General features: G+C 57.9%; 18 protein-coding genes. 9 read left to right on the forward strand and 9 right to left on the reverse strand.

The genetic code is table 11. The features are described from left to right. The first annotated feature begins 4 nt into the window (after positions 1 to 4). Entirely contained in the window at positions 5 to 1,240 is a 1,236-nt protein-coding gene (locus AC5S3R_RS08655; RefSeq protein ID WP_494266618.1) for a DUF1501 domain-containing protein, read from the forward strand. On the opposite strand, the gene AC5S3R_RS08660 is transcribed toward AC5S3R_RS08655, so the two are convergent. The 3 genes from AC5S3R_RS08660 to AC5S3R_RS08670 form a co-directional block, all read right to left on the reverse strand. After that, positions 1,241 to 3,877, reverse strand: a complete 2,637-nt coding sequence (locus AC5S3R_RS08660) for an ABC transporter permease (protein WP_494266619.1) — start codon at positions 3,875 to 3,877, stop codon at positions 1,241 to 1,243. A 4-nt stretch (positions 3,878 to 3,881) separates the two neighbouring features. Further along, entirely contained in the window at positions 3,882 to 4,220 is a 339-nt protein-coding gene (locus AC5S3R_RS08665) for a PadR family transcriptional regulator (RefSeq protein WP_494266620.1), read from the reverse strand. A 186-nt stretch (positions 4,221 to 4,406) separates the two neighbouring features. After that, the gene (locus tag AC5S3R_RS08670) at positions 4,407 to 5,855 is read right to left on the reverse strand and encodes a S10 family peptidase (RefSeq protein WP_494266621.1); all 1,449 of its coding nucleotides are present in this window, start codon (positions 5,853 to 5,855) and stop codon (positions 4,407 to 4,409) included. A 146-nt stretch (positions 5,856 to 6,001) separates the two neighbouring features. Between AC5S3R_RS08670 and AC5S3R_RS08675 the strand changes: the two genes are divergently transcribed. Together AC5S3R_RS08675 and AC5S3R_RS08680 are read left to right on the forward strand one after the other, a co-directional pair. After that, positions 6,002 to 6,748: a peptidylprolyl isomerase gene (locus AC5S3R_RS08675; protein ID WP_494266622.1), complete on the forward strand. Its 747-nt coding sequence runs from the start codon at positions 6,002 to 6,004 to the stop codon at positions 6,746 to 6,748. Between the two features lie 64 nt (positions 6,749 to 6,812). After that, complete coding sequence (locus AC5S3R_RS08680) at positions 6,813 to 7,343, forward strand: peptidylprolyl isomerase (protein ID WP_494266623.1); 531 nt, start codon at positions 6,813 to 6,815, stop codon at positions 7,341 to 7,343. Between the two features lie 66 nt (positions 7,344 to 7,409). On the opposite strand, the gene AC5S3R_RS08685 is transcribed toward AC5S3R_RS08680, so the two are convergent. The 3 genes from AC5S3R_RS08685 to katG form a co-directional block, all read right to left on the reverse strand. Beyond that, positions 7,410 to 8,021 (reverse strand): hypothetical protein, encoded by a 612-nt coding sequence (locus tag AC5S3R_RS08685; RefSeq protein WP_494266624.1) that lies wholly within the window; start codon positions 8,019 to 8,021, stop codon positions 7,410 to 7,412. Between the two features lie 106 nt (positions 8,022 to 8,127). Then, positions 8,128 to 10,203: a RecQ family ATP-dependent DNA helicase gene (locus tag AC5S3R_RS08690; protein ID WP_494266625.1), complete on the reverse strand. Its 2,076-nt coding sequence runs from the start codon at positions 10,201 to 10,203 to the stop codon at positions 8,128 to 8,130. Between the two features lie 114 nt (positions 10,204 to 10,317). Then, positions 10,318 to 12,510 (reverse strand): catalase/peroxidase HPI, encoded by a 2,193-nt coding sequence (gene katG / locus AC5S3R_RS08695; protein ID WP_494266626.1) that lies wholly within the window; start codon positions 12,508 to 12,510, stop codon positions 10,318 to 10,320. Between the two features lie 253 nt (positions 12,511 to 12,763). On the opposite strand from katG, the gene AC5S3R_RS08700 reads away from it, so the two are divergent. The 6 genes from AC5S3R_RS08700 to AC5S3R_RS08725 all read left to right on the forward strand — a co-directional run bounded on the left by AC5S3R_RS08700 (position 12,764) and on the right by AC5S3R_RS08725 (position 22,012). Beyond that, positions 12,764 to 13,684: a LysR substrate-binding domain-containing protein gene (locus AC5S3R_RS08700; protein WP_494266627.1), complete on the forward strand. Its 921-nt coding sequence runs from the start codon at positions 12,764 to 12,766 to the stop codon at positions 13,682 to 13,684. Between the two features lie 265 nt (positions 13,685 to 13,949). Beyond that, positions 13,950 to 17,834 (forward strand): chromosome segregation protein SMC, encoded by a 3,885-nt coding sequence (gene smc / locus AC5S3R_RS08705; RefSeq protein ID WP_494266628.1) that lies wholly within the window; start codon positions 13,950 to 13,952, stop codon positions 17,832 to 17,834. 405 nt (positions 17,835 to 18,239) lie between these two features. Beyond that, positions 18,240 to 19,133 carry a phosphoribosylaminoimidazolesuccinocarboxamide synthase gene (locus tag AC5S3R_RS08710; protein ID WP_494266629.1) on the forward strand — a complete coding sequence of 298 codons (894 nt, stop codon included), beginning with the start codon at positions 18,240 to 18,242 and terminating at the stop codon, positions 19,131 to 19,133. Between the two features lie 45 nt (positions 19,134 to 19,178). Continuing rightward, positions 19,179 to 19,718 carry a CvpA family protein gene (locus AC5S3R_RS08715; RefSeq protein WP_494266630.1) on the forward strand — a complete coding sequence of 180 codons (540 nt, stop codon included), beginning with the start codon at positions 19,179 to 19,181 and terminating at the stop codon, positions 19,716 to 19,718. A gap of 79 nt (positions 19,719 to 19,797) precedes the next feature. Continuing rightward, complete coding sequence (locus AC5S3R_RS08720) at positions 19,798 to 20,088, forward strand: helix-turn-helix domain-containing protein (protein WP_494266631.1); 291 nt, start codon at positions 19,798 to 19,800, stop codon at positions 20,086 to 20,088. 16 nt (positions 20,089 to 20,104) lie between these two features. After that, the gene (locus tag AC5S3R_RS08725; RefSeq protein ID WP_494266632.1) at positions 20,105 to 22,012 is read left to right on the forward strand and encodes a type II secretion system protein GspD; all 1,908 of its coding nucleotides are present in this window, start codon (positions 20,105 to 20,107) and stop codon (positions 22,010 to 22,012) included. A gap of 57 nt (positions 22,013 to 22,069) precedes the next feature. On the opposite strand, the gene AC5S3R_RS08730 is transcribed toward AC5S3R_RS08725, so the two are convergent. The 3 genes from AC5S3R_RS08730 to AC5S3R_RS08740 all read right to left on the reverse strand — a co-directional run bounded on the left by AC5S3R_RS08730 (position 22,070) and on the right by AC5S3R_RS08740 (position 25,753). Further along, complete coding sequence (locus tag AC5S3R_RS08730; protein WP_494266633.1) at positions 22,070 to 23,056, reverse strand: DsbA family protein; 987 nt, start codon at positions 23,054 to 23,056, stop codon at positions 22,070 to 22,072. Positions 23,057 to 23,132: 76 nt separating this feature from the next. Further along, positions 23,133 to 24,773 carry an NAD+ synthase gene (locus AC5S3R_RS08735; RefSeq protein ID WP_494266634.1) on the reverse strand — a complete coding sequence of 547 codons (1,641 nt, stop codon included), beginning with the start codon at positions 24,771 to 24,773 and terminating at the stop codon, positions 23,133 to 23,135. Between the two features lie 32 nt (positions 24,774 to 24,805). Beyond that, positions 24,806 to 25,753: a catalase family peroxidase gene (locus AC5S3R_RS08740; RefSeq protein WP_494266635.1), complete on the reverse strand. Its 948-nt coding sequence runs from the start codon at positions 25,751 to 25,753 to the stop codon at positions 24,806 to 24,808. Positions 25,754 to 25,904 lie beyond the last annotated feature (151 nt).

The following is a 25,904-nucleotide window of genomic DNA, read 5'->3' on the forward strand; positions in this document are numbered from 1 at the left end:
AAACATGATGCCCATAAACCGCCGCTTCTTCCTTCATAAAGGCGCACTCGCCCTTGCCGGAACTACCGCAATCCCGCAGTTCCTCGTCCGCACGGTAATGGCACAGCAAGCTGCTCAGCCAAATAAGCGGCTCGTCGTCATCTTTCAGCGCGGCGCCGCCGATGGCTTGAACATCGTAGTTCCCTATCGCGAAAAGAATTACTATGCGATGCGCCCCAGCATCGCCATTCCGCAAAACCAGGTCATCGACCTCGACGGTTTCTTTGGCCTGCATCCGGCCATGACGGCTTTCAAGCCACTCTATGATGCCGGACATCTTGCGATTGTGCATGCAGCGGGCTCGCCAGATATGTCCCGCTCGCACTTCGACGCACAGGATTACATGGAATCCGGCACGCCCGGCGTAAAAGGCACCGATGACGGCTGGCTGAATCGAGCCCTGCAAGCGGAAGACATGCGTCATGCAATGCAACATACAGCTTTCCGCGCACTGGCACTCGGAGCAAGCGTGCCGCGCACACTCGACGGCAAAATCCCTGCGCTGGCATTGAGCAACGTGAACAACTTTTCCGTAGCAGGCAGCAAACCATCTCCCGCAGCCTCTGCCTTTGAGGCGATGTACGGCGCAAGCGGCGATAAGATCCTGCATGCAACCGGCGACGAAACCTTCGACGCAGTAAAGATGCTGCGAGCCGCAAACCTCGCACAGTACAAGCCTTCCGCCGATTATCCAAACAGTGAGTTCGGCAACAGCATGAAGCAGATCGCGCAATTACTCAAAGCAAACCTCGGCGTAGAAGCGGCCTTCACCGACATCAACGGTTGGGATACACACCAAAACCAAGGCAACGTAAGCGGCCAGCTTGCCAACAGGCTGAGTGACTTTGCGAATTCCATCGCAGCCTTCTGGCACGACATGGGCGACCAGGCAGAGAACGTCACCGTCGTCACAATGAGCGAGTTTGGCCGCACAGCAAAAGAGAACGGCACAGGCGGCACAGATCACGGACACGCCAATGCAATGTTCGTTTTCGGCGCAAATGTAAAAGGCGGAAAAGTCTACGGCAAATGGCCGGGCCTGGAGCATGAACAACTCAACGAAGGCCGCGACCTTGCGCTGACTACGGATTATCGCAGCGTGCTTGGCGAAGTTGTGATGCGCACGCTGGGGGCGAGCAATCTGGATGTAGTTTTCCCCGGTGCGCGCCTGCAGTCAAACACATTTTTGAAACTAGTTTAGCTATTCCGCACGCAACGCTTCGGTTGGATTGACAGAAGCCGCACGGCGCGCTGGCAGAAAACTCGCAACCAATGCCGCCACACCTAGTACCAGCATTACGGCAAAGAGCGTTGGCATGTCCCATGCGTCTACGCCGAAGAGCAGTTTCTTCATAAGCGTGGATGCAGCGGTGACGCAGATCATTCCCAATACAAGGCCGCTTACAGCGAGCACAATTGCCTGCTTCATTACCAGTGTGTAGACCGAACTGCGCGGCGCGCCCAGTGCCATGCGTATGCCAATTTCGCGGGTGCGCTGGCTGACAGAGTAGGCGATGACGCCGTAAAGGCCTACTACGCTGAGGACTAGCGCTATGAATGCGAAGCCACCGATGAGCCATGCAGAGGCGCGATGCAGAACTACAGGCGGCTCGCTTGCAATGAATTCCTGCATGGTCATTTCATGGAAGACACCTAGGCCGGGATCGATCTGGTGCAGCATGCGCACCATCTCCTGCACGATTGCCTTGTCATCCTTGGCGGTTCGCACCACAACGTCAAAGCCTGTGTCTACGGCACGATGGATCGACGAATACTCCGCGGGCCAGACTTCCTGTTCGAGGCTGCTCTCGTGTACGTCTGCAATGACGCCTACGATTTCGCGCATGGAGTCGGGCGACAAATCAAGGCTGCCGATTTTCTTGCCGATGGGGTCTTCACCGGGAAAGTATTTCTTGGCAAAGGATTCGTTGACAATGACAACCATTGGCTTTGGCAGGTCATCGGCGTTGGTAAGCATGCGACCGCGTATCAATCGCGCTTTAAGCGTGGCGAGGTAATCCGGGCTTACCTCGCGGGTGAGGATTTCATTGTGTTCGCCATTGTAGGGGCGGCCGGGGATGCGGATGCGATCAGTGTTGCAGTTGCACTGCACAGGTGAGACTTCTGTTATTCCAACCGAAACGACGCCGGGTAATGCGCTCAGCCTGCGCTCTATTTCGCGGTAGAGGTTTAACGTTTGTTCATTGGTGGCATAGTGACCTTCCGGTGCCTGAATCGAAGCCTTGGCAAGATGCGTAGTATCAAAGCCTGTCTCCACGTGCAGTAGCTTGTAGAAGCTTTTGACGAGCAAGCCTGCTCCGGCGAGCAGGACTACGGCAACCATCAATTCCATTACTACGAGGTTTGCGCCGAGGCGCTGCCAGAAGCGGCCTGCTGCGCTGCGGCCACCTTCACTCAGGCCGTCGCGAAGATTTGTATCGGCAAGACGCAATGCAGGCGTTGCCGACAGCAAGACGACTGCCAGCAACACGATTGCAGATGCAAAGAGTCCCGTGTGTACGTTGAGGCCAACCTTGTGCAGAAACGGCATACCGCCGGCCATCTGCGTGGGCACCTGCTTGGCCAGCAAAGGCATGGCCCATGCTGCGATGGATACACCGATGGCACAGCCTGCAACAGCCAACATCAGGCCTTCCGTAAAGAGTTGGCGCACGAGGCGGGAGCGGGTTGCGCCGAGTGCTCCGCGTACGGCCATTTCTCGGCGGCGGCTTTCAGAGCGCACGAGCAGCAGACTTGCTACATTGATGCAGGCGATGAGGAGCAGCAAACCTGCGCCGCCAAGCAATGTGAGCAGAATGGAGCGGTAGTCGCCGATGAAGGACTCTGAAAGCAACCGCACTTCGGCGCTCTGGCCGCGGTTTGAATCAGGATACTGCGATTCCAACTGTGCGGCGATGCGCTTGAGGTCGGACTGCGCTTGTACGACGGTAACGCCTGTGCGCAGACGTGCTACGCCGAAGAGGTCGCGGCACTCACGCAATTTTTCGCATTCGTCATCAAGGAGCGGCATCCAGAACTCACCGTTGCCGCGTGGCGCGAAGATAGAGTCTTCTGGCAGAACACCGATGATGGTGTAGTTGTCACCGCTTAGGTTGACGGATTGGCCGATAGCATCGGCGCGGCTGTTGAAGCGTTTTTGCCATGCAGCGTAGGTAAGGATTACGACCTTCGCGGAACCGGGGCGGTCTTCGCCGGGGAGAAAATCGCGGCCAAGGATGGGCTTGACGCCAAGCGTGCGAAAGATGCTGTCGCTGGCGCGCACGGTGGAGACGCGCTCCGTGGTTTCTCCGTGGCGCAGCAGGTGCGAAGAATATGACCATACATCGAGCGCGCTGAGTGTTGTGTTGCGGCGCTTCCAGTCTTCATAGTCGAGGCGCGAGAGTCCCGAGCTTGGTAGCTGCGCGGTTGTCTCATGGACTTCTATAAGCTGCTCCGGGTGCGGATAGGAGATGGGCCGGATAAGCGCGGCATCAACAAAGCCAAAGATGGTTACGCTGACCCCGATGCCGAGCGCGAGGATGAGTACCGATGCGAATGCGAAGCCGGGGTTGCGGCGCAACTGGCGGAAGGCGAAGTGCGCATCCTGAAGAACTGTTTCCATGCGGAAGCCTATGACCTGCTCGCTTTGCTCGCGGAGTTTGGTTGTGTTGCCAAATTGGCGCATTGCTGCGTAGTGCGCTTCTTCTTTGTTCATGCCATAGGTGCAGAGTTCCTGCTCAGCTTGCTCGCGGTGAAAGGCCATCTCTTCGTCCAGCTCGCTGCGGAAGCGATTGCGGGCAAAGAGAAGTGCGAGTTTGTGGATGAAGGAACCAGGCATGGGCTTATGCTTCCTCCGGCGCGGTGAGGACACGGCCAATGGCGGCGATCATCTGCTCGAATTGCGAGATTTCGAGGCCTAGCTGCTTCTTCCCTGCCCGCGTGAGCGTGTAGTAGCGGGCGCGGCGGTTAGTTTCGGTCATCTTCCACTCGGCTTTTACCCACTCAGCTAGCAGAAGGCGCTGGAGCGCGGGATAGAGCGAGCCTTCTTCGACGGTCAGCACTTCGTCGGAAAAACGCTTGATGGATTGCGCAATACCATAGCCGTGAAGCGGGCCGCGGGACAGCGTTTTGAGAATCAGCATGTCGAGCGTGCCGGGGAGCAGGTCAGATTTCTTCGCCATGCACGAATATATAGGTTATCTATGGGTAGAAAGTCAAGAGTTGAAAGAAGGGACTAAGGGGCTTGGGGACTAGGGACTAGAAAATGCTCGACAAGGTGTACGTATCGCCAATAAAAAACGAGGCCTCAGAGCGCGGTGCTCTGAGGCTTTTCGTTCCTACGTCCCTGGTCCCTATGTCCCTGCTTTTTAGTGCTTCTGCATCATATCCTGCACGTCTTTGCGCAGGGCCAGGCGGCTGGAGTCGCGGGTGTAGAACATGTGGCCGCCGGGGTATTCCTTGACGGCTACGCGGGTGGGGTCGCCCATAACGGGCATTCCGTCCACGGTAAGAACGGAACCCATGAAGGGGCAGGAGAGATCGTTCCAGCCGTGCACGATGAGCACTCGGAGTTTGGGGTCGGCGGCTACGGCTTCACGCAAGGCGGGAGCAGAGCCGCGGCGCTCGTCTTCACTGCCGCGTTCCCACAGGTTGCCCACTTCATAGGAGAGCGCGTTGTAGCGCTGGTCCACTTTCCAGCCGACGACGCGGGTATCGAAGTCCACCATTGCAGTGGTCATCGGCGCGACGATGCTGGCGAGGATGGGGTCGTTGGCACGTTGCTCGGGAGCGTACGGGAAGGGGTCGAACGAAGTAACGTTGGAATCGTAGACCGAACCGAGTTTGCCTTGCTCGCGATGCGCTTCGCGAAGATATGCGCCGGTTTCAATGCGTCCGCCGGAGTACTTCACGAAAGAGGGGTCGAGGCCGGTGAGCTCGGTGACCTTCTGAATCATCCTCTGCTGTCCGGCTTCGTCAGAGCGCCCTTTGAGCAATGCGGTGGCGTAGTCGCCACGCGTGTAGGCGATGATGTCGGCCATAGCTTCCGGCGTAAGCTTGTGCTGGCGCTCAAGATTTGCGGCGGAGATGGAAGGCAGTGTCATCATCCACGGCAGGGGCGACATGTCTTCGTAATCTTCCTGACCGGGGTTGAGGTAAGGCGAGACCAGGACGACGCCATTGAGTGCGACGCCGAGCTGCGATTGCAGGTAATGCGTGATGCGCGGGCCGCGGAAGCCACCGTAGCTTTCGCCGACGAGATACTTCTTGGAGCCGAGGCGGTCATTGAGAACCAGCCAGTCGTAGACGATGCGCGAGAGGTACTGAATATCAGGCGTGGTGGAGTAGAAGAGCTTCTTCGTCTCGTCCACGGAGACCTCGGAACGGCTGAAGCCGGTGCCGATGGGATCGACAAAGACGAGGTCGGTGAAGTCTAGCCATGTGCCCTGGTTGTCGGTCAGCGTTACGGGATCAGAGGGGCTGTCGCCTTCATTGCCGGCAATCATGTGCTTGGGACCGATGGCGCCAAAGTTGAGGTAAACGCTGGAGGCTCCAGGGCCGCCATTGAAGGCGAAGGTGACGGGGCGGTTTTCGCCCGCTACAACATAAGAAGTAACGACAACCTGACCGGCGATCTTTCCGTCTTTATCGCGCACGGGCAATGCGCCGACGGTCACCGTGTACTTGAGCGGCTTGCCGTTGAGGGTGATGGTCTGCTCGGTGTGCGCAGGTGGCGGCAGCGCTGGGAGAGCCGCTTTGTCTGCTGCCGGTTTCTCTGCCGGCTTGTCTCCTGCAGGAGCCTGCGCCCAACTGTGCAATGAACCTGCCCCTACGCATAGCGCACAAGCCAGCACAGCGGCGCGCCCACCCAAAACTTGCAAACTGAAAATGCTCATGCGTTTACGATACAGCGTTGACATGCGCTAGCAAGGCTAAAGCCGAATGATTTACCCTCAAACTCGGCATGAAGCTCAGATTTTGCCTTTTCGCACCTGCATTTGCCGCGATTTTTGCGGCTTCCGCGCTGGCCCAGCTACCAACGGCGCCAGCCACGCCTTCCACCCCGGCTACCAAGCCCGCAACCGCTGATGATCTTCCGGATGGGCCTCAGCCCACGCAGGCAGTGTTGACGCATCCGAATGGTCCCTTTGTCGTGTTTGATACGTCGATGGGACGCATTACCTGCCAGTTTTTTCAGAAGCAGGCTCCGAACGCCGTGGCCAACTTTATTGCGCTGGCCAATGGCTCCAAGGAATACACCGACCCGGTAACCAATAAGAAGGTCCATAACAAGCGCTACTACGACAACACGACCTTCCATCGCGTGATTCCTGAGTTCATGATTCAGGGCGGCGATCCGACAGGAACCGGCATGGGCGACCCCGGATACAGCTTTAACGACGAGCTTGACCCGAACCTGAACTTTGATGTTCCGGGACGGCTGGCAATGGCGAACAGCGGCCCGAATACGAATGGCAGCCAGTTCTTTATCACGGAGCAGGCTTATGATTCGCTCAACCAGCACTACACCATCTTTGGCCAGTGCGATGACTCAGGCGTTGGCGTAGTGAAGACGATTGCCCGCGTACAACGCGACAGCAATGACAAGCCACTGGAGCCGGTGACGCTGAAGAAGGTGACGATTGTGCCAGAAGGCCAGCCTCTGCCGCCGAATCCTGCAGCGGTGCAGGAAGGTTCCGCAAAACAGTAGTGCAACTGATTGAAACAGCAATGCAACCGAATGCGCTTTGCGCAGAAACTGCGAGGTATACGCTATGTCTCTAACCCCCGGCACTTATGCCAACTTCAACACGTCCGAAGGCAAGATTGTGATTCGCCTTTTTGAGCAGGATGCGCCAATCACGGTGAAGAACTTCATCGAGCTTGCGGAAGGCACCAAGGAATGGGAGCATCCCGGCACACGCAAGAAGACCACGGACAAGCTGTATGACGGCACCATCTTTCATCGCGTGATTCCGAACTTCATGATTCAGGGCGGCGACCCGCTTGGCGTTGGCATCGGTGGACCGGGCTATCGCTTCCAGGATGAGACGAAGGGCTCTCCGCACAGCTTTGACAAGCCGGGCAAGCTGGCCATGGCCAATGCTGGACCGAACACCAACGGTAGCCAGATTTTTATTACCGTGGCTGCGACGCCGTGGCTTACCGGTAACCACACCATCTTTGGTGAAGTAGTGGAGGGCCAGGGTATTGCCGATAAGATTTCCAACGTGAAGACGGGAGCACAGGACAAGCCGGTAAAGCCGGTGGTGCTTGAGTCGGTTACGATTGAGCGCGTGGCGTAGCACTCTCTACGAATACAACAAACCCTCGGCATGCCGAGGGTTTGTTATTTTTGCATGCAGATTGCGCTAGAACTTCCAGACTACTCCAGCGGCTGCCTTGCCGAAATAATTTGGCAAGCCTGGTACGCGGTATGGCTGGGTATACGTGACCGCCTGGATAAGCGAGTAGTTTTCATAGACCCAATCACCGCTTACACGGGCCGCAAAGTGTTTCGCGATGGGTGTATCGAGACCGCCGCCGACTACCGTGGTGAAAGATGTGGTCATGCCTGCATGCCCGTTGGGTCCCCAGTAGCGGTTGAGTGCAATATCGCCAGCCAGCACCTCGCCGAAAAGTGTCTCGCGGCCAAACTTATGGTCATATTGCAAGCCGCCAACAATATAAGTGGCATTCTGGTCTGCGTTGTAGTTGTGACCGCGGTATATCATCGTCTCCGCCTTAAAACGGATTCCTGGCCAGATATACGGAAAAGCCAGCGCCACTTCCCCGCCGTTCAAAGACTGCGTATGGCCGGGCACACCGTTGAATGAGTTGGACTGAAAACTATATCCGCCGTAAATCTGCCAACGCTCCGGAGCCTTTACGATACGCACTTCCCGCGCATCCGGAGCAGCCTGCGCGTAAAGCGCACCAGATAAGCACAGCAACACTGCCAGCACAAGAACTCGATTTCGCATGAATACCTCAACTAATGTATGAAAAGAGTTTACTGATTCTACGAGAGTAGTTTACCGCTTGCAGAGCCAATCGCCTAAGCCCTGCTTCGCGTTTCGATTGTATGGCCTAGCTTGTAACTGCACACAACTGCAGAATGGCTTCTCCAAACTTCTCCACCTTGGTTGGACCCATGCCGTCAATCTCCAGCAGTTGACGAGGATTAGACGGACGAAAAGCCGCAACGGCATTCAACGTGCGGTCATGCAGCACAACATAGGCTGGAACGCGGAGCCGCTTCGCTTCAGAGGCACGCCACTCTTTGAGCTTGGCCGCCAGTTTGGCACTTTCCCCCGTCAGCTCTACCGGAGCAGGTATTGTGTCACGCGAAGCCTTTGGTTTCGCGCTGCGCCTGCTTATTTGCTGGCTTGAACGCGGGGCGTACTCCTCTACGATTCCGTCAGATAGCAGCAATGCGACAGGCGTTGTTGCACGCGTATCGAGGCCGGATTCCGTAAGGCTGATTTTGCGATACGGAATGACGCGGCCATCTTTTTCAAACGAAGCTTCTTCGCTTTCGATAAGCCCCGCACGCAGCATACCCCCAAGGATTTCTTCGATACCATCGCGGCCTAGGCGCTCGGCCCACGAAAGCTCGCTCATCAACTGCTTGATGGTCTTGTAAGCTGCGGGGCGGAGAGCTTCAATGACTTCCTGAACCCAGTGGCGCTCTTCCGTTGTTGCGCGGCGGAAAAGTCGTAGAACGGCATCCGCGGGGTTGCAAACATCGCAATGACCGCAAGCCTGTGAAGCGTCTTCGTCATCGCCAAAGTGCCGCACAAGAGCGGCCATGCGGCAGGTTTGACCTTCCACAAAGTGCAGCACCAACTCTAGCTGCTCGCGGCGAAAATCTGCCTGCACGCTGTAAGTCTTTTTCCAGCCTGGGCCACCGATAGCGGCGTTGCCTGCGAAGTCTACCTTTGCGCCGCCGTGGATGTGAAGCTTTTCGAGAGCCTTGTCAAAAGATTCCGGGCCGAGCTTGGATTCGGAGCGAAGAAATTCGACTTCCTGCGGGTCTTCGCGAAGCATACTGTAGACACGAGTGAGATCCTGCGTGGGCGGATAGTCGCGATTGACAAGGAAGTCATGCGTGCGGCGGTCGGCGTAGCTGTGCATTAGGATGGTGCGACTTGGCTGGCCGTCACGTCCTGCACGGCCAATCTCCTGGTAATAGCCTTCTACGGTTGCGGGAAGACCCGCGTGGATTACGGTGCGGATATCGGCCTTGTCGATACCCATACCGAATGCGATAGTTGCGACTACGGCTTCCAGTTCACCAGACTGGAAGGATTTCTGCACGCGTTCGCGAGTTTCTGTATCGAGGCCTGCGTGGTAAGCCGCAGCTCGCACGGTTCGCGAGAGTTCTTCCGCAAGCGCTTCTGCCTGCTTGCGGGATTGCGCGTAAACAATTGCGGGGCGCCGGGATGGATCTTTCATCAGACCGCAGATGATGGGCGCGCGCTGCGGAACAGAAACTTCTACAACTTCGATCGCGAGGTTGTCGCGGCGGAAGCCGTGGATGAACTTTGCAGGCTTGATAAGGCCAGCTTGCGTGATGATATCTGTCTGAACCGTGGGCGTAGCGGTTGCGGTGAGCGCGAGGACAGGCGCTGAATCACCTTCGCCACTTCCCTTTCGTAACGCTGGCAGCCAGTCGCCGAGCATGCGGTAATCGGGACGGAAATCGTGGCCCCATTGCGAGATGCAGTGCGCTTCATCAATAGCGATAAGAGAAAGCTGACGCTTGGCAAGCATTTCGGCAAAGCCAGGGACGCGAAGGCGCTCGGGAGCGATGAATAGGAATTGCAGGTTGCCAGCGAGGTAGTCCACGCAGGCCTGGCGCGATGCGGCGCGGTCCATGCCAGAGTGGATGCGGGCTACTTTGAGGCCGAGGTCGATGAGCTTGGAAGCCTGGTCTTCCATCAACGCGATGAGAGGCGAGATGACGAGGGCCGTTCCGCCGCGTGCGAGCGCTGGCAACTGATAGCAGAGGGATTTGCCAGAGCCGGTCGGCATGACCAGTAACAAGTCGCGGCCAGAGGTTGCCGCACGGCAGACTTCTTCCTGGTTGGCTCGGAAACCCGAGAAGCCAAAGACAGAGCGCAGGAGCGCGTGAAGATTTTCCGGGTTGGAGGGAGTGGTCACAAAGAGGCGTAGAAGAAACGTAGATAGTCCTCTTCAACTTTACAGGAGTGCGCGGTTGAAAAACGAATGGCCGGAGCGTAACGCTCCGGCCATTCGTAGTTACATGGATTTGGCTTACTTCTTCAGGTCGAAGCGGTCCAGATTGGCAACCTTGACCCAGGCAGCTATGAAGTCCTTGATGAACTTCTCCTTCGCGTCGCTCTGGGCATAAACCTCAGCGAGAGCGCGGAGCTGCGAGTTCGACCCGAGGACGAGGTCGGCAACGGTGGCCGTCCACTTCTTCGCGCCGGTCTTGCGATCCACACCTTCCAGCACGCCTTCCGTTGCTGTCTTCTGCCACTTTGTGCCCATGTCGAGCAGGTTCACGAAGAAGTCGTTGGTCAGCGTTCCGGGCGTCGTGGTGAAGACACCGTATTCGGTGCCGCCGTAGTTGGCTCCGAGCACGCGGAGACCACCGATGAGCACCGTTAACTCAGGAGCAGTCAGCGTGAGCAACTGCGCCTTGTCGATGAGCAGGTTGGAGATGTAGCCCTCCAACCCCTTCTTGACATAGTTACGGAAGCCGTCAGCCTTCGGTTCGAGGTAGCCTACCGAATCCACATCGGTCTGCTCCTGCGTGGCGTCGTTGCGGCCCGGTGCAAAGGGAACCTTCACATCCACGCCGGCCTTCTTTGCGGCAGCTTCCACGGCAGCCGAGCCAGCGAGCACAATGATGTCAGCAAGCGAAATCTTCTTGCCGTCCTTGGCTGCGCTGTTGAACTCGTCCTTGATGGCGGTGAGCTTGGTGAGCACCGTTGCCAGTTCCGTGGGCTGGTTGACTTCCCAATCCTTCTGGGGAGCAAGAGCGATGCGAGCACCGTTGGCGCCGCCGCGCTTGTCGCCGCCGCGGAAGGTGGAAGCCGAAGCCCATGCCGTTGAAACGAGCTGCGCCGTGGTGAGGCCCGAAGCGAGAATCTTCTCCTTCAGCGCTTCTACGTCCGCATCGTCTACCAATTTGTAGTCAACAGCAGGAATCGGATCCTGCCAGAGAAGCTCTTCGCTGGGAACCAGCTTGCCGAGGTAGCGCGAACGCGGACCGAGATCGCGGTGTGTCAGCTTGAACCATGCACGGGCAAAGGCGTCGTTGAACTCGTCTGGATGCTCGTGGAAGCGGCGCGAAATCTTCTCGTAGATAGGATCGGCCTTGAGCGAGAGGTCGGTGGTGAGCATGGCGGGCTGATGCTTCTTCGACGCATCGAAGGCATCGGGCACGGTGTTTGCGCCTTGGTCACCCTTAGGCTTCCACTGGAATGCACCTGCGGGGCTGGTGGTCAGCTCCCACTCGTACTCAAAGAGATGCTTGAAGAAGTCAAAGCTCCACTTGGTAGGCGAGGTAGTCCAGGTCACTTCCAGGCCGCTGGTGATGGCATCCTTGCCTACGCCGGTGCCGTAGCTGCTCTTCCAGCCAAGGCCCTGCTCTTCAACGCCTGCGGCTTCCGGCTCAGCACCTACGTGGCCTTCCGGCGTAGCAGCGCCGTGCGTCTTGCCGAGGGTGTGTCCACCGGCGATGAGCGCAACGGTCTCTACGTCATTCATCGCCATGCGGGCAAATGTCTCACGAATACCAGGTGCAGCGGCGAGAGGATCGTGATTGCGATCCGGGCCTTCCGGGTTCACGTAGATGAGCCCCATTTCCGTCGCGGAGAGAGGATTGTCGAGCTTGTCAGAAGGGCGATGCGAGAGCCATTCCTTCTCAACGCCCCAGTTCACATCGGTATCGGGTTCCCACACATCTTCACGGCCACCGGCAAAGCCGAAGGTCTTGAAGCCCGTCGATTCGAGCGCAACGGTGCCCGCAAGGATAATCAGGTCAGCCCACGAGAGCTTCTTGCCATACTTCTGCTTGATGGGCCAGAGCAGGCGGCGCGCCTTATCGAGGCTCACATTGTCAGGCCAGCTATTGAGCGGGGCAAAACGCTGCTGCCCGCGTCCGCCGCCGCCGCGGCCATCGGAAACGCGGTAGGTTCCGGCGCTGTGCCAGGCCATGCGGATGAAGAATCCGGCATAGGAGCCGAAGTCCGCCGGCCACCAGTCCTGCGAGTCCGTCATGAGCGTCTTAAGGTCTGCGACTACGGCGTCGAGATCGAGTGTCTTGAACTCTTCTGCGTAATTGAATGACTCGTCGTATGGGTTCGACTTGGAGGAGTGCTGATGCAAAATTTCGAGGTTCAACTGCTCCGGCCACCAATCACGATTGGTCTGGCCGCCTTCATTGGTGGTGTGCTTCAACAATGCGCCAGTAAATGGGCACTTCGCTTCGCTTGCCATAAACTCTCCTGTGGTCAGCCAGCCGACCAGCCCGTTCAGTATAGGAGCCGGTTGCTAAGCTGCGCGAAAGAACTGGTTAAAAACATGAATAGGTAACAGCCATCACGCCTGCGGGTTTGGGAAGATGCCAGCGCCCTCCCATTACCCCGAGGCTTAGACTAACCACTGGCGCAAGATAAATACAATCAATTGTTCTGAATATAACGATTGGTTTTAGCTATGATAAAAGACGGTGAATAATTAGGAGTATCCATTGAACCTGCAGGACTTGAAATATCTGGTTTCCGTGGCCCAGCACCGTCACTTTGGACGCGCCGCGGAAGCATGCAACGTGAGCCAGCCAACGCTGAGCAGCCAGATTCGCAAACTGGAAGAAGAGCTGGGCGTAAAGCTGCTGGAGCGCACCAACAAGCGCGTGGACTTGACTCCGGTTGGCGGGCAGATCCTTGCGCACGCGCAGCAGGCTCTTGCCGCGGCGCGTGAGATGGAGACAGTAGCGAGCGCTTCGCGTGACCCGCTGGTCGGACCGCTGCGCCTCGGTGTAATCCCGACCCTGGCTCCCTACCTGATGCCGCTAATCCTGAAGCCGCTGCGGCAGGCGTATCCCGGGCTGACTATTGAGCTATGGGAAGACCAGACTCGTGCGCTCATCGAAGGATTGCGCGGGCACAGGCTGGATGCGGCCCTACTGGCTACTCCCGGAGTGGCACCGGAGATTACGGAGATTGAGCTCTTCCGCGAGCCGCTGCTTGCCGCCCTACCGCCCAATCACAAGCTGGCAAAGATGGAGACCGTAAAAGAAGCAGCGCTGGCGAATGAGCTGATGGTGCTCTCCGAAGGCCATTGCCTTGCCAACCAGGCTCTTTCCGCCTGCGGAGACAAGGCCAGCGCGCCGCGCAGCCCTCTGCAGAACTCCATGCAAGCCGCTACACTGGAGACGCTGGTGAACCTTGTTGCAGCGGGATACGGCACCACGCTGATTCCGGCCCTGGCTATTAAATCCCTGCGGAGCCGGGAAATTGCCATCCGGCCACTGGCGGGTGATTCGGTGCGAACAATCCGCCTTGTCAGCCGTCCCGGTTACTCGCGCCCTCAGGCGCTTCGTGCGCTCGAAAAGATTATTCGCCAGACGGTAGAACCTGCGCTTTCCTCGTTACCCAAAAGGCACTCCTGATTGCCGCCCGAGTGGACCAAAAGCTGTTGAAAAGTGGGCGAAAACACCGCCAGAAAACCCGAGAATCCCCCTAAAGCCCACCTTTTTTAGCCGAAGTGGAATTCCGTCCTCCTTTATCCACAAAAACCGGAGTCTGGGGCGTTGACCCCACCTCCATAGCTCCGTAGAGTCTGTAACAAAGGTGTGGATCTCCACGCCCGGGTGGCCGTGTAGCCACAAGGGCAAGGAGGTTCACAAAATAGTCCCCCAACCCATTGGAGTAGACATGCTGAAACTGAAAAAGATCCACATCATCGGCTTTAAGAGTTTTGCTGACCGGACGGAACTGACGACCGCCGGCTCAGGCATTGCCGTGGTGGTGGGTCCCAATGGATGCGGCAAATCGAACATTCTTGACGGCGTGAGCTGGGTGCTCGGCGAGCAGAGCGCGAAGACGCTGCGCGGCACGCATATGTCGGACGTGATCTTTGCCGGAACGCGCGACCGCAAGGCGCTGGGCATGGCGGAAGTAACGCTGACGATGGTGGACCCCGATGCCTACGAGGGCCCCATCCCCGTTGAGCCGGAAGTGCTGATGGACGACAGCAATCCCGAAGACTGGGATGAGGAAGCTGCACGCAAGGCGCGGGCCGAGGAAGCAGAAGAGATTATTGCCGCCGAGCAGCCGGGACAGGTAATTGAAGGCGAGGAAGGCGCGCAACTGCAGTCAGAGGCCGGTTCGGAAGCTGAAGCCAGCGCCGAAGCTGCTCCAGAAGCCACAGCCGAGCCCAATGCAGAGGCCGCACTGAAAGGCCCGCAGCCGGTGGTGCTCAAGATTCGCCGCCGCAAGTTTCAGCGTACCTTTGCCAAGGGCGAAATCGTCATCACGCGGCGCTTGTTTCGCACCGGCGAAAGCGAGTACCTGCTCAACGGCAAGCTCTGCCGTCTGCGCGACATTCAGGACATCTTTATGGGCACCGGCCTTGGGCCGGAGAGCTACGCCATTATCGGGCAGGAGCGCATTGGGCAGTTGCTCAGCTCCAAACCGCATGACCGCCGTTCGATTATCGAAGAGGCTGCCGGCATTACGCGCTTCAAGACGAAGAAGCGGCTTGCGGAACTTCGCCTTGAATCCGCGAAGCAGAATCTTGCACGTGTGGATGACATTTTTGAAGAAGTCACAAGGCAGATGAACTCGCTGAAGCGGCAGGCCGCCAAAGCCGAGCGTTATGCCGAGGTTCGCAATGAACTGCGCGGCAAGCTGCGCGTAGTGCTTGCCAGCCGCATGGCTCAGATGGATGCCGAGCAGGGTGCTCTTGACGCGGAGATCAATTCCCTCTCCGAGCAAATCAACACTGGCGCGGAAAGCATTACGGCTGCGGAAGCCAACCAGCACACGCTCACCGAGCGCGGCTATGAGCTGGAGCGCACGCAGAAGGAAGCGCAGACGCAAGCAAACAACTCCACGATCGAACTGGAGCGCGCCGCAGCCCGCGAGCACGGCAACACGGAGCGCGTCGCGGAACTTGAAGCGCGCATTGCAGCAACGGCTGCGGAAGTTGAGCAGACGCGCACGCAGCTTGCCGGAATCATCGAAGAACGCGAGCAGCAGAAGAGCTTCCTTGAAACGGCTGCCGAAGAGGCTCGCGCCTTTAAGCAGAACGTGGAAGCTCGCCAGCAGCAGGCACGCACGGCTGCGCAGGAAGTCTTTGAGTCTGAGCGTCAGCTTGAGTCGCAGCGCCGCAACGCGATGCAGTTGCTTTCGCTGGCCGGCAGCGCCCGCAACAACACAGCACAGGCGGAAGAGAGCCTTGCCGCTCTCGAACGTGAAGCGGAACGCCTCGAAGCCGAGATGCGGCAGTCGCGCAATGAACTCGAAGAACTAGGCGTGCGGCAGGGACAGGCGAAGCTCAACTTTGAGTCGGCCACGGAATCCCTCAAGACGCTGGAGTCGGAAATCAATGCGCTGCGTGAAGACCTGCAATCGAAGCGTGCCGAGGAGTCCGCGCTGCGTGCGAGCGCGAACCACTTCCGCTCAGAGGTCGCTTCCCTTTCGGGCCGCCGTGATTCGCTGACTGCGCTTATTCGCGATCACAGCTACTCGACGGAGACTGTGCGAAAACTGCTCAAGCCAGGCGCGCTGAACAACGGCTTTGCTCCTGTGGGCACGCTGGCGGACTTCCTCGAGGTCAGCGGCCAGCATGAAGGCGTAGTCGATGAATTTCTGCGCGAAGAGTTGAACTATCTCGTGGTGAAGAGCTGGTCGGCGGCAGAGCATGGCGTCAACCTGCTCAAGTCCGGCGTGGATGGGCGCGCCACCTTCCTTATTCATCCGGAAGAACACACGGCTACGGCCACCCTCGACAGCGCGACGATTCAGGAATCCGGTCTCACGCCGCTCAAGGACACTATCAAGGTGCTCAACGGCTTTGGCCGCTCGCTGGAATCGATTCTGCCGAAGCTGCGCGATGGATACATTGTCGAAGACTCGGCGGCAGCGCAGCGCCTTGCAGGACAGTACACGCATGCGTACTTCCTTACGCCGGGCGGCGAGTGCTTCCACAACACCACCGTTACCGGCGGCAAGCCTGCCAGTGAAGGTCCGCTTGCGTTGAAGCGCGATTTGCGCGAGACCGAGCGCAAGCTTGCAGCTCTCGAAGCACAGCTTGCCGAAGCAGAAACCAACGGTGCACTGCTTGCACGCACTATCGAAGAGCTTTCGCGTCAACTCGAAGCCAGCAACGAAGCCCGCCGTCAGGCTGAGCGCGACACCGCCAACCAGGGCGCTGCTCTCCGCCAGATGGAAGCCGAAGTGCAGCGCATCGATCGCCGCGTGCAGGAGTGGACCGTGCAGGCCGCGCGCAACAAGGACGCACGCGAGCAGAAGCTTGCCACCATTGAGCAGAAGCGCGCCGAGGCCGAACGTCTGGAAGCCGAGCACAAGACCGCGGAAGCAGCGCTTGAATCGAAGCAGGGCGAGCTGGCCGACATGCGTCAGCGTCGCGAAGGCTTGCAACAGGAAGCCGCGCAGCTTACCGCCGAGCTTGCTGGCCTCGAAGAGCGCCGCCGCGGCGCGGAAGCAGCCTTCCAGCGCATCGACCGCCTGCATGCCGATCTTGACCGCCGCATTCTTGCAGTCGAGCAGCAACGCGCCGCCGCGGAAGCTGAGCGCGCGCAGCGCATCAGCGAAAACGAGAACCTGGTTGCGCGTCAGACCGAACTAACCGCAGCCCGTGATGAAGCTCTTGCGCAGGCGCAGGCTCTCAGCGCAGAGGCGCAGGCTCTTCGTGCGCAGCTTGCGGGAATTGAAAGCGAGCTTAAGACCAACCGCACCGCCATCGACCAATTGCGCGAAAGCCGCACTGGCAAGATGAGCACGGTTGCCAAGCTGCGCGCCGACCTGGAACATCTCGAAGCCAGCGCTCTTACAGAAGTCAACGAAGAGGCCGTTGCACTGCGTGCCGATGAATCTATCGTTCGCATTGACGGTGAAGCCCTCGCGGCAGAAGACGAAACCTGCCGCACGCTGCGCCAGAAGATTGAGCAGATGGGCCCCGTCAACATGATGGCGCTTGAGGAGTACAAGGAAACCGCCGACCGGCACACCTTCCTTGAGACACAGCGCAAGGACCTCATTGAGTCCATCGAAAACACGCAGGAGACCATCAAGGAAATCGACCAGATCTCCCGCGAAAAGTTCGACGAAGCCTTCGCCCGCATCAATGAAAACTTCGCGCAGGTCTTCTCTCGCCTCTTCAATGGCGGCCAGGCCTTCCTGCGACTCACGGATGCGGAGAATCAAGCGGAAAGCGGCCTCGACATTGTGGCCTCGCCGCCGGGCAAGAAGCTGCAGAACGTGTTGCTGCTCTCGGGCGGCGAGAAGGCGCTCACAGCAATCTCTCTGCTCATCGGCATCTTCCAGTTCCAGCCCAGCCCCTTCTGCGTGCTGGACGAAGTGGATGCGCCGCTCGATGAAACCAACGTGGGCCGTCTTGCCGACATGCTGCGCAGCCTCGGCAAAGAGACGCAGTTCCTCATCGTCACCCACTCCAAGCGCATGATGCACGCCGCCGATATGATCTACGGCGTTACCATGCAGGAGCCGGGCGTTTCCAAGCTGGTCAGCGTAAAGCTGGGAAATGGGCAGGAACAGCAGCGGGCCACCGCATAACGATCAGTAAAAACACGTAAAGCCGCAAGCGGCGCACCAGGTTTGGTGCGCCGCTTGCGGCTTGTGTCGTTTATCGAAGGGTAATAAGCGCACAAGAAAAATTTGCGGGGACCAGTAGCCGGCACTGGAGGTCGATAGTACGCGGCTACTGGCAATCCCCTGCACACGACGAGACATGCTGCGGCTTCCCCGTTCCACGGCAGCCTCGTGTCCACTGGCTCCAAGGCGGTTAGGATGGCACCGCCCGAACCATGTTGACAACAAAAGTCTCGCTCAGCCGGCTGCTCCGGTCCGTGACGTGCGTCACAACTCCGCAAAGCCTTTCCCGAACCGCCTTCCTGCATTGACAAGGCACGGCGCAGCCTCGAAAATTGAAGTTTCGACCCCCATCGGAAAGGCCTTTCTGTGACTGCTCTCCTGACGACGAATCTCGGCGATATTCCCTTGCTTGGCCGCGGCAAAGTGCGTGACCTTTATGCCATTGGCGACAACCTTCTGCTCATCGCCACGGACCGCATCTCCGCTTTTGATCACGTGCTGGCCACGGGCATTCCCGGCAAGGGCAAGATTCTTACGCAGATTTCGCTCTTCTGGTTTGATTTGCTTGCGGACATTGTGCCGAATCACCTGATTAGCGCCGATGTGCGCGAGTTCCCTGCCGAGCTGCAACCCTATGCGGACCAGCTTGAAGGCCGCTCCATGCTGGTGAAACGCGCAGAGATGTTCCCCGTGGAGTGCGTGGCACGCGGTTATCTCGCCGGCTCCGGCTGGAAGGAGTATCAGACCGAAGGAACCGTCTGCGGAATCTCCTTGCCTGCTGGATTGCAGGACGGTTCGCAGCTTCCTGAGCCGATCTTCACGCCTGCCGCCAAGAGCCAGGACGGCGCACATGATGAAAACATTGCATTCGATGCAGTAGAAAAAGTTATCGGCACAGCGGACGCAACGGAACTGCGCCGCCTGACCATGGCCATCTACGCCAAGGCATCGGCGCATGCGGAATCGAAGGGCCTCATCCTCGCTGATACAAAATTTGAGTTTGGCCGCACTTCCGAAGGCATTCTGCTTGGCGATGAAGTGCTTACGCCTGATTCCTCCCGCTTCTGGGATGCGTCTAACTGGAAACCGGGCGGCGCGCAACCGTCTTTTGATAAGCAATTCGTACGCGATTATTTAGAATCGATTCACTGGAACAAGCAGGCACCCGCTCCTGCACTACCCGAAAACGTGGCCGAACGCACACAAGCAAAATATCTTGAAGCTTTCCGTCTTCTTACTGGACACTCTCTTACGTTGTAGTAGGATGGTCGAACAAACTCTCACACACTGAATGGAGTACCACACATGACACCAGTGGACTGGGTTGTTATTGCCATTCTTGCTGTTTCATTTTTCAGCGGACTGGCACAAGGATTTTTCCGCTCTGTCTGCGGCTTAGGCGGGTTGATTCTGGGCCTCGCCGTAGCGGCGTGGAACTATCACCACTTCTCCATCTCGCTTTCGCGTTTCATTCGCATCCCCGCAGTTGCGGATGCGGTCGCGTTTATTCTGATTGCCGTTGCGGTGATTGTTGTCGCGGGATTTATCGGTCATCTGCTGGCAAAAGCCTTCAAGCTCATCGGCCTTGGATGGCTCGACGGCCTTGCTGGCGGCGTCTTTGGCATTGTGCAGGGCGCGGTCATCCTCAGCATTCTCATTCTTATCTGCGCCGCATTTTTTCCGCAGGAGACGCATTGGATTGCGGAAGGGCAGCTTTCACGCCAGCTCATGGGAGTCACGCATTTCAGCTCTCATATCGCGCCCTCGCATCTCGGTGACCAGATTCGCGAGGGCTTACGCTCATGGGAAAGCAAGGCTCCGCAGTGGCTCCATCCCGGTCTGTGATAAACGAAAAATATTTGCCGACGCAATGCGCCGGAATATGGCAATCTAGGTAAGACGCAAACAAGCAAGAGGTGGGAAGTTGAAACGAGAATTGGACAGCCTGGTGACGCAAATGCACTCGAGCGGAGTACGCTACGAAGATGCAGTCAGGGAATTTAAGAGACAGTACCTGCGCGAGGTACTGATTGCGCATCGTGGCAACCAGTGTAAAGCCGCTGAAGAGCTTGGAATGCATCGCAATACGCTGAGCCGGTCGATGGCCGAGCTTGGCCTCAGCCTTGCAGAAGTTCGCGCAGGCCTCAAGCGTCCGCCGCGCAGCGAACGTCCTATATTCAGCGCCGCTATCCGCTCAGGCTATCGCCAGGGCTGACACGGCGCATAGCATCATGCGCCAGACTGCATATCCATCTTTCGTAGCACTGCTATTGTCCGCGACGCTTGCGTACGCGCAGGCAGCCCCGTCTGCGCAAAGCACACCGGCACCGCCTGCAAATCCGGGCTCTGCATCGACTGCGCCTGCGCAGTCTGCCAGCGCTGCAGATAAGCGCCGCGCGGACAAATTCTACATTGCCGCGACCAAGCTCTATGAGGCCGAGCAGTTCGAGCCTGCGCTCACGCAGTATCAAAAAGCCTCCGAACTCGACCCCGCAAACAACGATTATGCAATGGCCATAGTCGTGGCTCGCAGCCACGCGGTTACGGCGCTCATTCAAGCTGCAGCAAAAGCGCGTACGCTCGGCGATAAAGCCGCAGCCCGCGCCGCGCTTGCGCATGCACAACAGCTTGATCCGCAAAATGCGAATGTAGCGGCCCATCTGAGCCAGCTTGCCGATGACTATGCTGCAGAGCCTGTTTCCCCGCTCTCTACGCAGCAGCACTATCGTTTCGCTTCTCCGGAAGAGTTTGCGCCCAGACCCGGCGCGCAAAGTTTTCATCTACGCATGAGCCAGCGGCAGCTCATTGAGCAGGTTTACAAGTCCTACGGCATTGATGCCACCATCGACGATAGCGTAAGCGGGGATAATGTACGTCTCGATCTGGATGATGCCACCTTTGCAGATGCCTCCAAAGCGCTTTCGCTGATGACAGACACCTTCTCCATCGTCATTGATCCGCATCGTGCGCTGATTGCCCGCGACACACCGATATTCCGCAGCCGCTACGAGCGCAACGCGGTTGAGAACATTTCCCTCCTCGGCCTTGACCAGAAAGAAATGAACGACATTCTCAGCATGTCGAAGACGGTCTTCGAGATACCGCACGGCAATCTCGACGTAAACGCATCCATGCTTTCCGTTGAGGCTCCGCCCAGCACGCTCAACGCGCTCAACAGCACATGGCGCGATATTTCAGAAGGCCGCTCCGAAGTGCTGATTGACGTGAAGGTTCTCCAGGTAGCGCATAACACCACAAGAACCACCGGCGCGCAGTTACCGCAGACCATCACCGCCTTCAACGTTTACGCAGAAGAGCAATCGATTCTGAACTCGAACCAGAGCCTCGTGCAGCAAATCATCTCTTCCGGCCTTGCCTCACCGGGAGACACGCTGGCGATTCTCGGCATTCTGCTTGCCTCTGGCCAGGTTTCCAGTTCCATCTTTTCCAATGGCACCGTGCTCTTTGGCAATGGACTTACCCTCTCCGGTCTTTCACCCGGCCCTGTCACCTTTAATCTCAATCTCAACTCGTCAGACTCGCGCCAGCTCGACGACTTTCAACTTCGCCTCGAAGACGGTGAAGAAGGCACGCTCAAGAGCGGCACGCGCTATCCGATTACGACCTCATCTTACTCGAGCCTTACGCCAAGCTCGCTGAATATCCCCGGCCTCACCGGCGCAGGCAACTCCAGCGCACTCGCAGGCCTGGCCTCGCAGCTTTCAAGCGCCACCAACATCCCCATGGTGGAGTACACAGACCTCGGTCTAACGCTCAAAGCAACACCGCACGTTCTCCGCTCCGGAGATGTCGCACTAAACATCGACATGAAGATGACCTCGCTTGCCGGAACCTCCATCAATGACGTTCCCGTGCTTGCGAACCAGGCTTATGCAAGCATGATCACCGCGCGAGCAGGAGAAGCCGTAGTAGTAGCGGGTGAAATGGATGAGTCCGAGGTTCGCGCCGTAAGCGGCTTGCCAGGCCTGAGTGAAATTCCAGGAATGAACGACGCCACCGACAAGAACGTGCAGAAGAACACCGCCACGCTGCTCATCATCATGACCCCGCGTATAGTGCGCAGCACACATAGCATGGGGCACTCGCCAATGCAGTTGGTAGAGCGCACATCGCACTAAAGCGAAACGGCCTTCTCACCAGACGATGGAAGGCCGTTGTGTTGAGCTGTAAAAAGCTTACTTCTGAATACCATCCTGCTTTGCCTGAAACTCGATAATCTGCTTCAGTGTCTCGTAAGGAATGTTCGCCGGAACCTGGCGGCCATTAATCACCAGTGTCGGAGTCTCATTGATGCTGGCATCCTTCGCCAGCTTAACGGAGGCATCCACAGTGGCAGTGGTCGCAGGCAGCGCGGCACAGGCGGCAATCTTCGTCGGGTCCTGCCCGGCCTTTGTCACCGCGGCATTCAGTGTCAACTGCGCGCCATCGGGAGTGTTCAGGCCATCCTGCCCGTCAAACACGGAAGCAACATACGTAGCGAATGCGTTGTTGCCGCCGGCCTTGGTGACGCAAACACCGTAAGCTGCCGCACGAGCCGCCTGCGGGTGCATAGGCAGAGGATAGTTCTGGAAGACGATGCGCGCATGCGGAAAGTCCGTTGCAAGCTGGTCCATGTTTGCCTGCGCAGCCTTGCAATGCGGGCACTGCAGATCGGCGAACTCCACAATCTCAAGATCCTTGGAAGCGTTGCCGCGGTAAGGGCCATCAGCGCGCTCCTGCATAGTAGCGCGCAGTTCCGCGTAAGGATGCTCACCGAAAGGGAATACATCTTCGCCAAGGACGAGATGCTTGCCATCGGGCAGCGCCAGGAAGGCGAAGCGTCCCGGCTTCTCTTTGCCGGTCTTGTCGCCGACAAAAACAATCACCTTGCTGATGCCTTCCACCTGCGTTTTGAGAATCGCTTCCACCTGCCAGATGCGGTTCGTGTCATATCCCCAGCTTGCATTCAAGAATGCGTCCACGGTCTCGCGGGTGGGCGCGGCAGCAGTAAAGTTTGCGGGGTCCGGTTTGGGGAAGACGGGCGCAGCTGCCGGCGCCGAAGGAGCCTGGTCAGCTGATGCGGGGGGAACCTGCTGTGCCTGCTGAGCGGCAACAACCAGAGATGAGGACAGAACAGCCAGTACGGCAAGCGGGCTGGCAAGACGGCCAATCGACAGTGTCAAACGAATTCTCCTTAAAGCTGCAAATACAACTGAGGTGCGGACTGCAATCATTATCGCTGTACAGGGGCCAATGCGGCTATACCTGTACCTTGACCGCAATCGGAAAACGCCGCCCCGTTCCAAAGGATTTGCAGGTTACCTTCAGCACCGGCGCAGCCTGCTGCCGCTTGTACTCGGAGCGCTCCACCAGGCGCACTACCTGTTGGACCAACTCACGCGGAAAACCGTACTGCTGCGCAATCTGCTCCGGCGACTCGTAACGCTCCACATAGGCCTCCAGAATCGGATCAAGCACATCGTAGGGCGGCAACGAATCGGTGTCCTTCTGGTCAGGCCGAAGCTCAGCCGAGGGCGGCTTTTCAAGAATCGTGTAAGGAATAACCTCGCTCTCACGATTAAGCCAATGGCAAATAGCGTAAACCCGCGCCTTCACCAGGTCGCCAATCACGGCCAGCGCACCCACCATGTCGCCATAAAGCGTGCAGTAGCCCACAGCCATCTCAGATTTGTTACCCGTAGTCAGCACAAGCGAGCCGAACTTGTTCGAGAGCGCCATGAGCAGGTTGCCGCGAACACGCGACTGAATATTCTCTTCCGTAATATCCGGCTTGCGGCCTTCAAAAAGCGGCCCCAGCGCCTTGGTAAATTCCTCAAAGAGCCCGCTGATGCCGATGACCTCAAAACGAATGCCAAGATTCGCAGCCAGCTTGCGGCTATCGTCAATCGAGCCTTGCGACGAATACGGGCTAGGCATGCCGATACCCAGAACATTCTCCGCACCGAGCGCGTCTTTCGCAATTGCCGCCACAAGCGCGGAATCAATGCCGCCGCTTAAGCCTACAATCGCCTGCTTGAATCCACACTTGCGTACATAATCACGCGTGCCAAGCACCAACGCTTGATATGCCGCTTCCGTTTCATCATCGGCTGGCGCATCAATAGGCTTCGCATCAAACGGGTCAATCAGCACAAGATCTTCTGCAAACGAAGCAGCCTGTGCAATCAACTCACCCTTCGCATTCAACGCAACTGACGAGCCATCAAAGAGAATGCTGTCATTGCCGCCCACCTGGTTGCACAGCAGCACCGGAATCCCATCACGCTTCGCAATCGCAGCCAGCATGCGGCGGCGCAGTTCGCGCTTCCCATGCCAGAACGGCGACGATGAAAGATTCACATGCAACTGCGGATGCTGACGCATCAACTCTTCCATCGGGTCAATGGAGTAAAGCTGATGCGGCCAAAACTCTTTATCGTTCCACGCATCCTCGCAGATGCTGATAGCCAGCCGCACGCCATCCAGTTCCACCACCTGCTGCGACTTCGCCGCCTGAAAATAGCGCTGCTCATCAAACACGTCATAGAACGGCAGCAGGCGCTTGTGCTGCTCCAGCACAACCTTGCCCCTATCCATCAGCACAGCAGCATTGACAGCAGGTTTGCCGCCATTCGGCGCAGGCAACGCCACGCCAATAACCACTGCCGCAGAGAGTTCCTTCGTGCCCTCGGCAATCTCCTCCACCGCACTGCGGCAGCGCGCCAGAAAGCTCGGCTTCTCAAGAAAATCCGCCGGCGGATAGCCGCAGATGCAAAGCTCAGAAAAAACAACAAGCCGCGCGCCTTGTTCGGCTGCGCGGCGGCTTGTTGCAATAATTTTTGCGATGTTCCCGATAAAGTCTCCGACCGTAGGGTCAATCTGTGCGAGCGCGATCTTCACTCTTCCAGTTTAATCCCCTCGGCAGCGGCAGACTACACCGTAGCAGCACGCCGTCTCCGCCCGCTAAGCAGATAGATAGCCGCACGCAGTTCCAACAGCGGGTCCGCCGAAGCCTCAATGCCCTCCACACGCGGAATGGGATCGAAGATAATGTGTTTCTGCTGCGCCAGTGAATCCGGCATCACCGCATTCAGCTCCACCGTGCCGAACTCCGCCAACTCGCGGCTCTCCGGCCAGTGAATCGTCGCATCGTCCACGGTATCTGTCGCATCCGCAACCTGCACCAGGATCTTGAAGCGCACCGGAGTTTTTGCCACCCGCTCCGCAATCTCGTCGAAGTGGTAGTTCTCGGAAATCGAAGCCACCTGGCCATCGCTCAGATAATCGTTGCCCAGCTCCGGCAGAATGCGATAGCGCCCATACTTCGTCTCGCCAGCGGCATTCGTAAACTCAAACGCCGTCACGGCATAGTAAGTCTGCCGCGCAAGGCTCGACGGAAACGGCTTGGGAGCCTGCACAAACGCCAGCGCCGCCGGATGCGTGCCAAGAAACTGCTCAATCGGCTTGGGAGAAGGCACATCCGCACCACTGGCTGCCGCCGCCTTCAGAAACTCAAGAAACTCGTAGCCGTCGCGCGTAGGAAAACCATCCGTAGAGTGGCTCACGATATCCGTATGCACATGCTCGGCAAGATCGAAGCGAATCGCAAAACCACGAGGGTTGGCATCCGCCACGTTATCCGGCAACTGCGGCAACCCAGTGGAGTTGGAGAAGCGCACCGTAACCGGCGTGGACTCCCGCACAATATGCGGAGCCTTGGTAAGGGACTGCGCCTGCGCCGACGGCGTAAACGTGCCGGTCAGCATCAGGCCCTTGGCATGCGCGGCACGAAAACCGGCATGCAGGCCAAAAATCTGGTCAAACTGCTGCAGAAGATCATTCGCAAGCGCAACAATGCGCTCATCGCTGGGCAATGGCATAAAAACACTCTCCTGTGTATCGCTGTACCGCGAGCATTACAGTAGCAGAAAGCCACTCATGCCTGCGTCAAACTTCATGCAAAGCAGCACTACGGTATGGCTTTCAAATAGTACGGGCTTCCCTTCTCATCAAGAAAGAAAGCCCATAGAG

It is taken from the genome of Occallatibacter sp. FHG110214_02 (genome assembly GCF_059115385.1).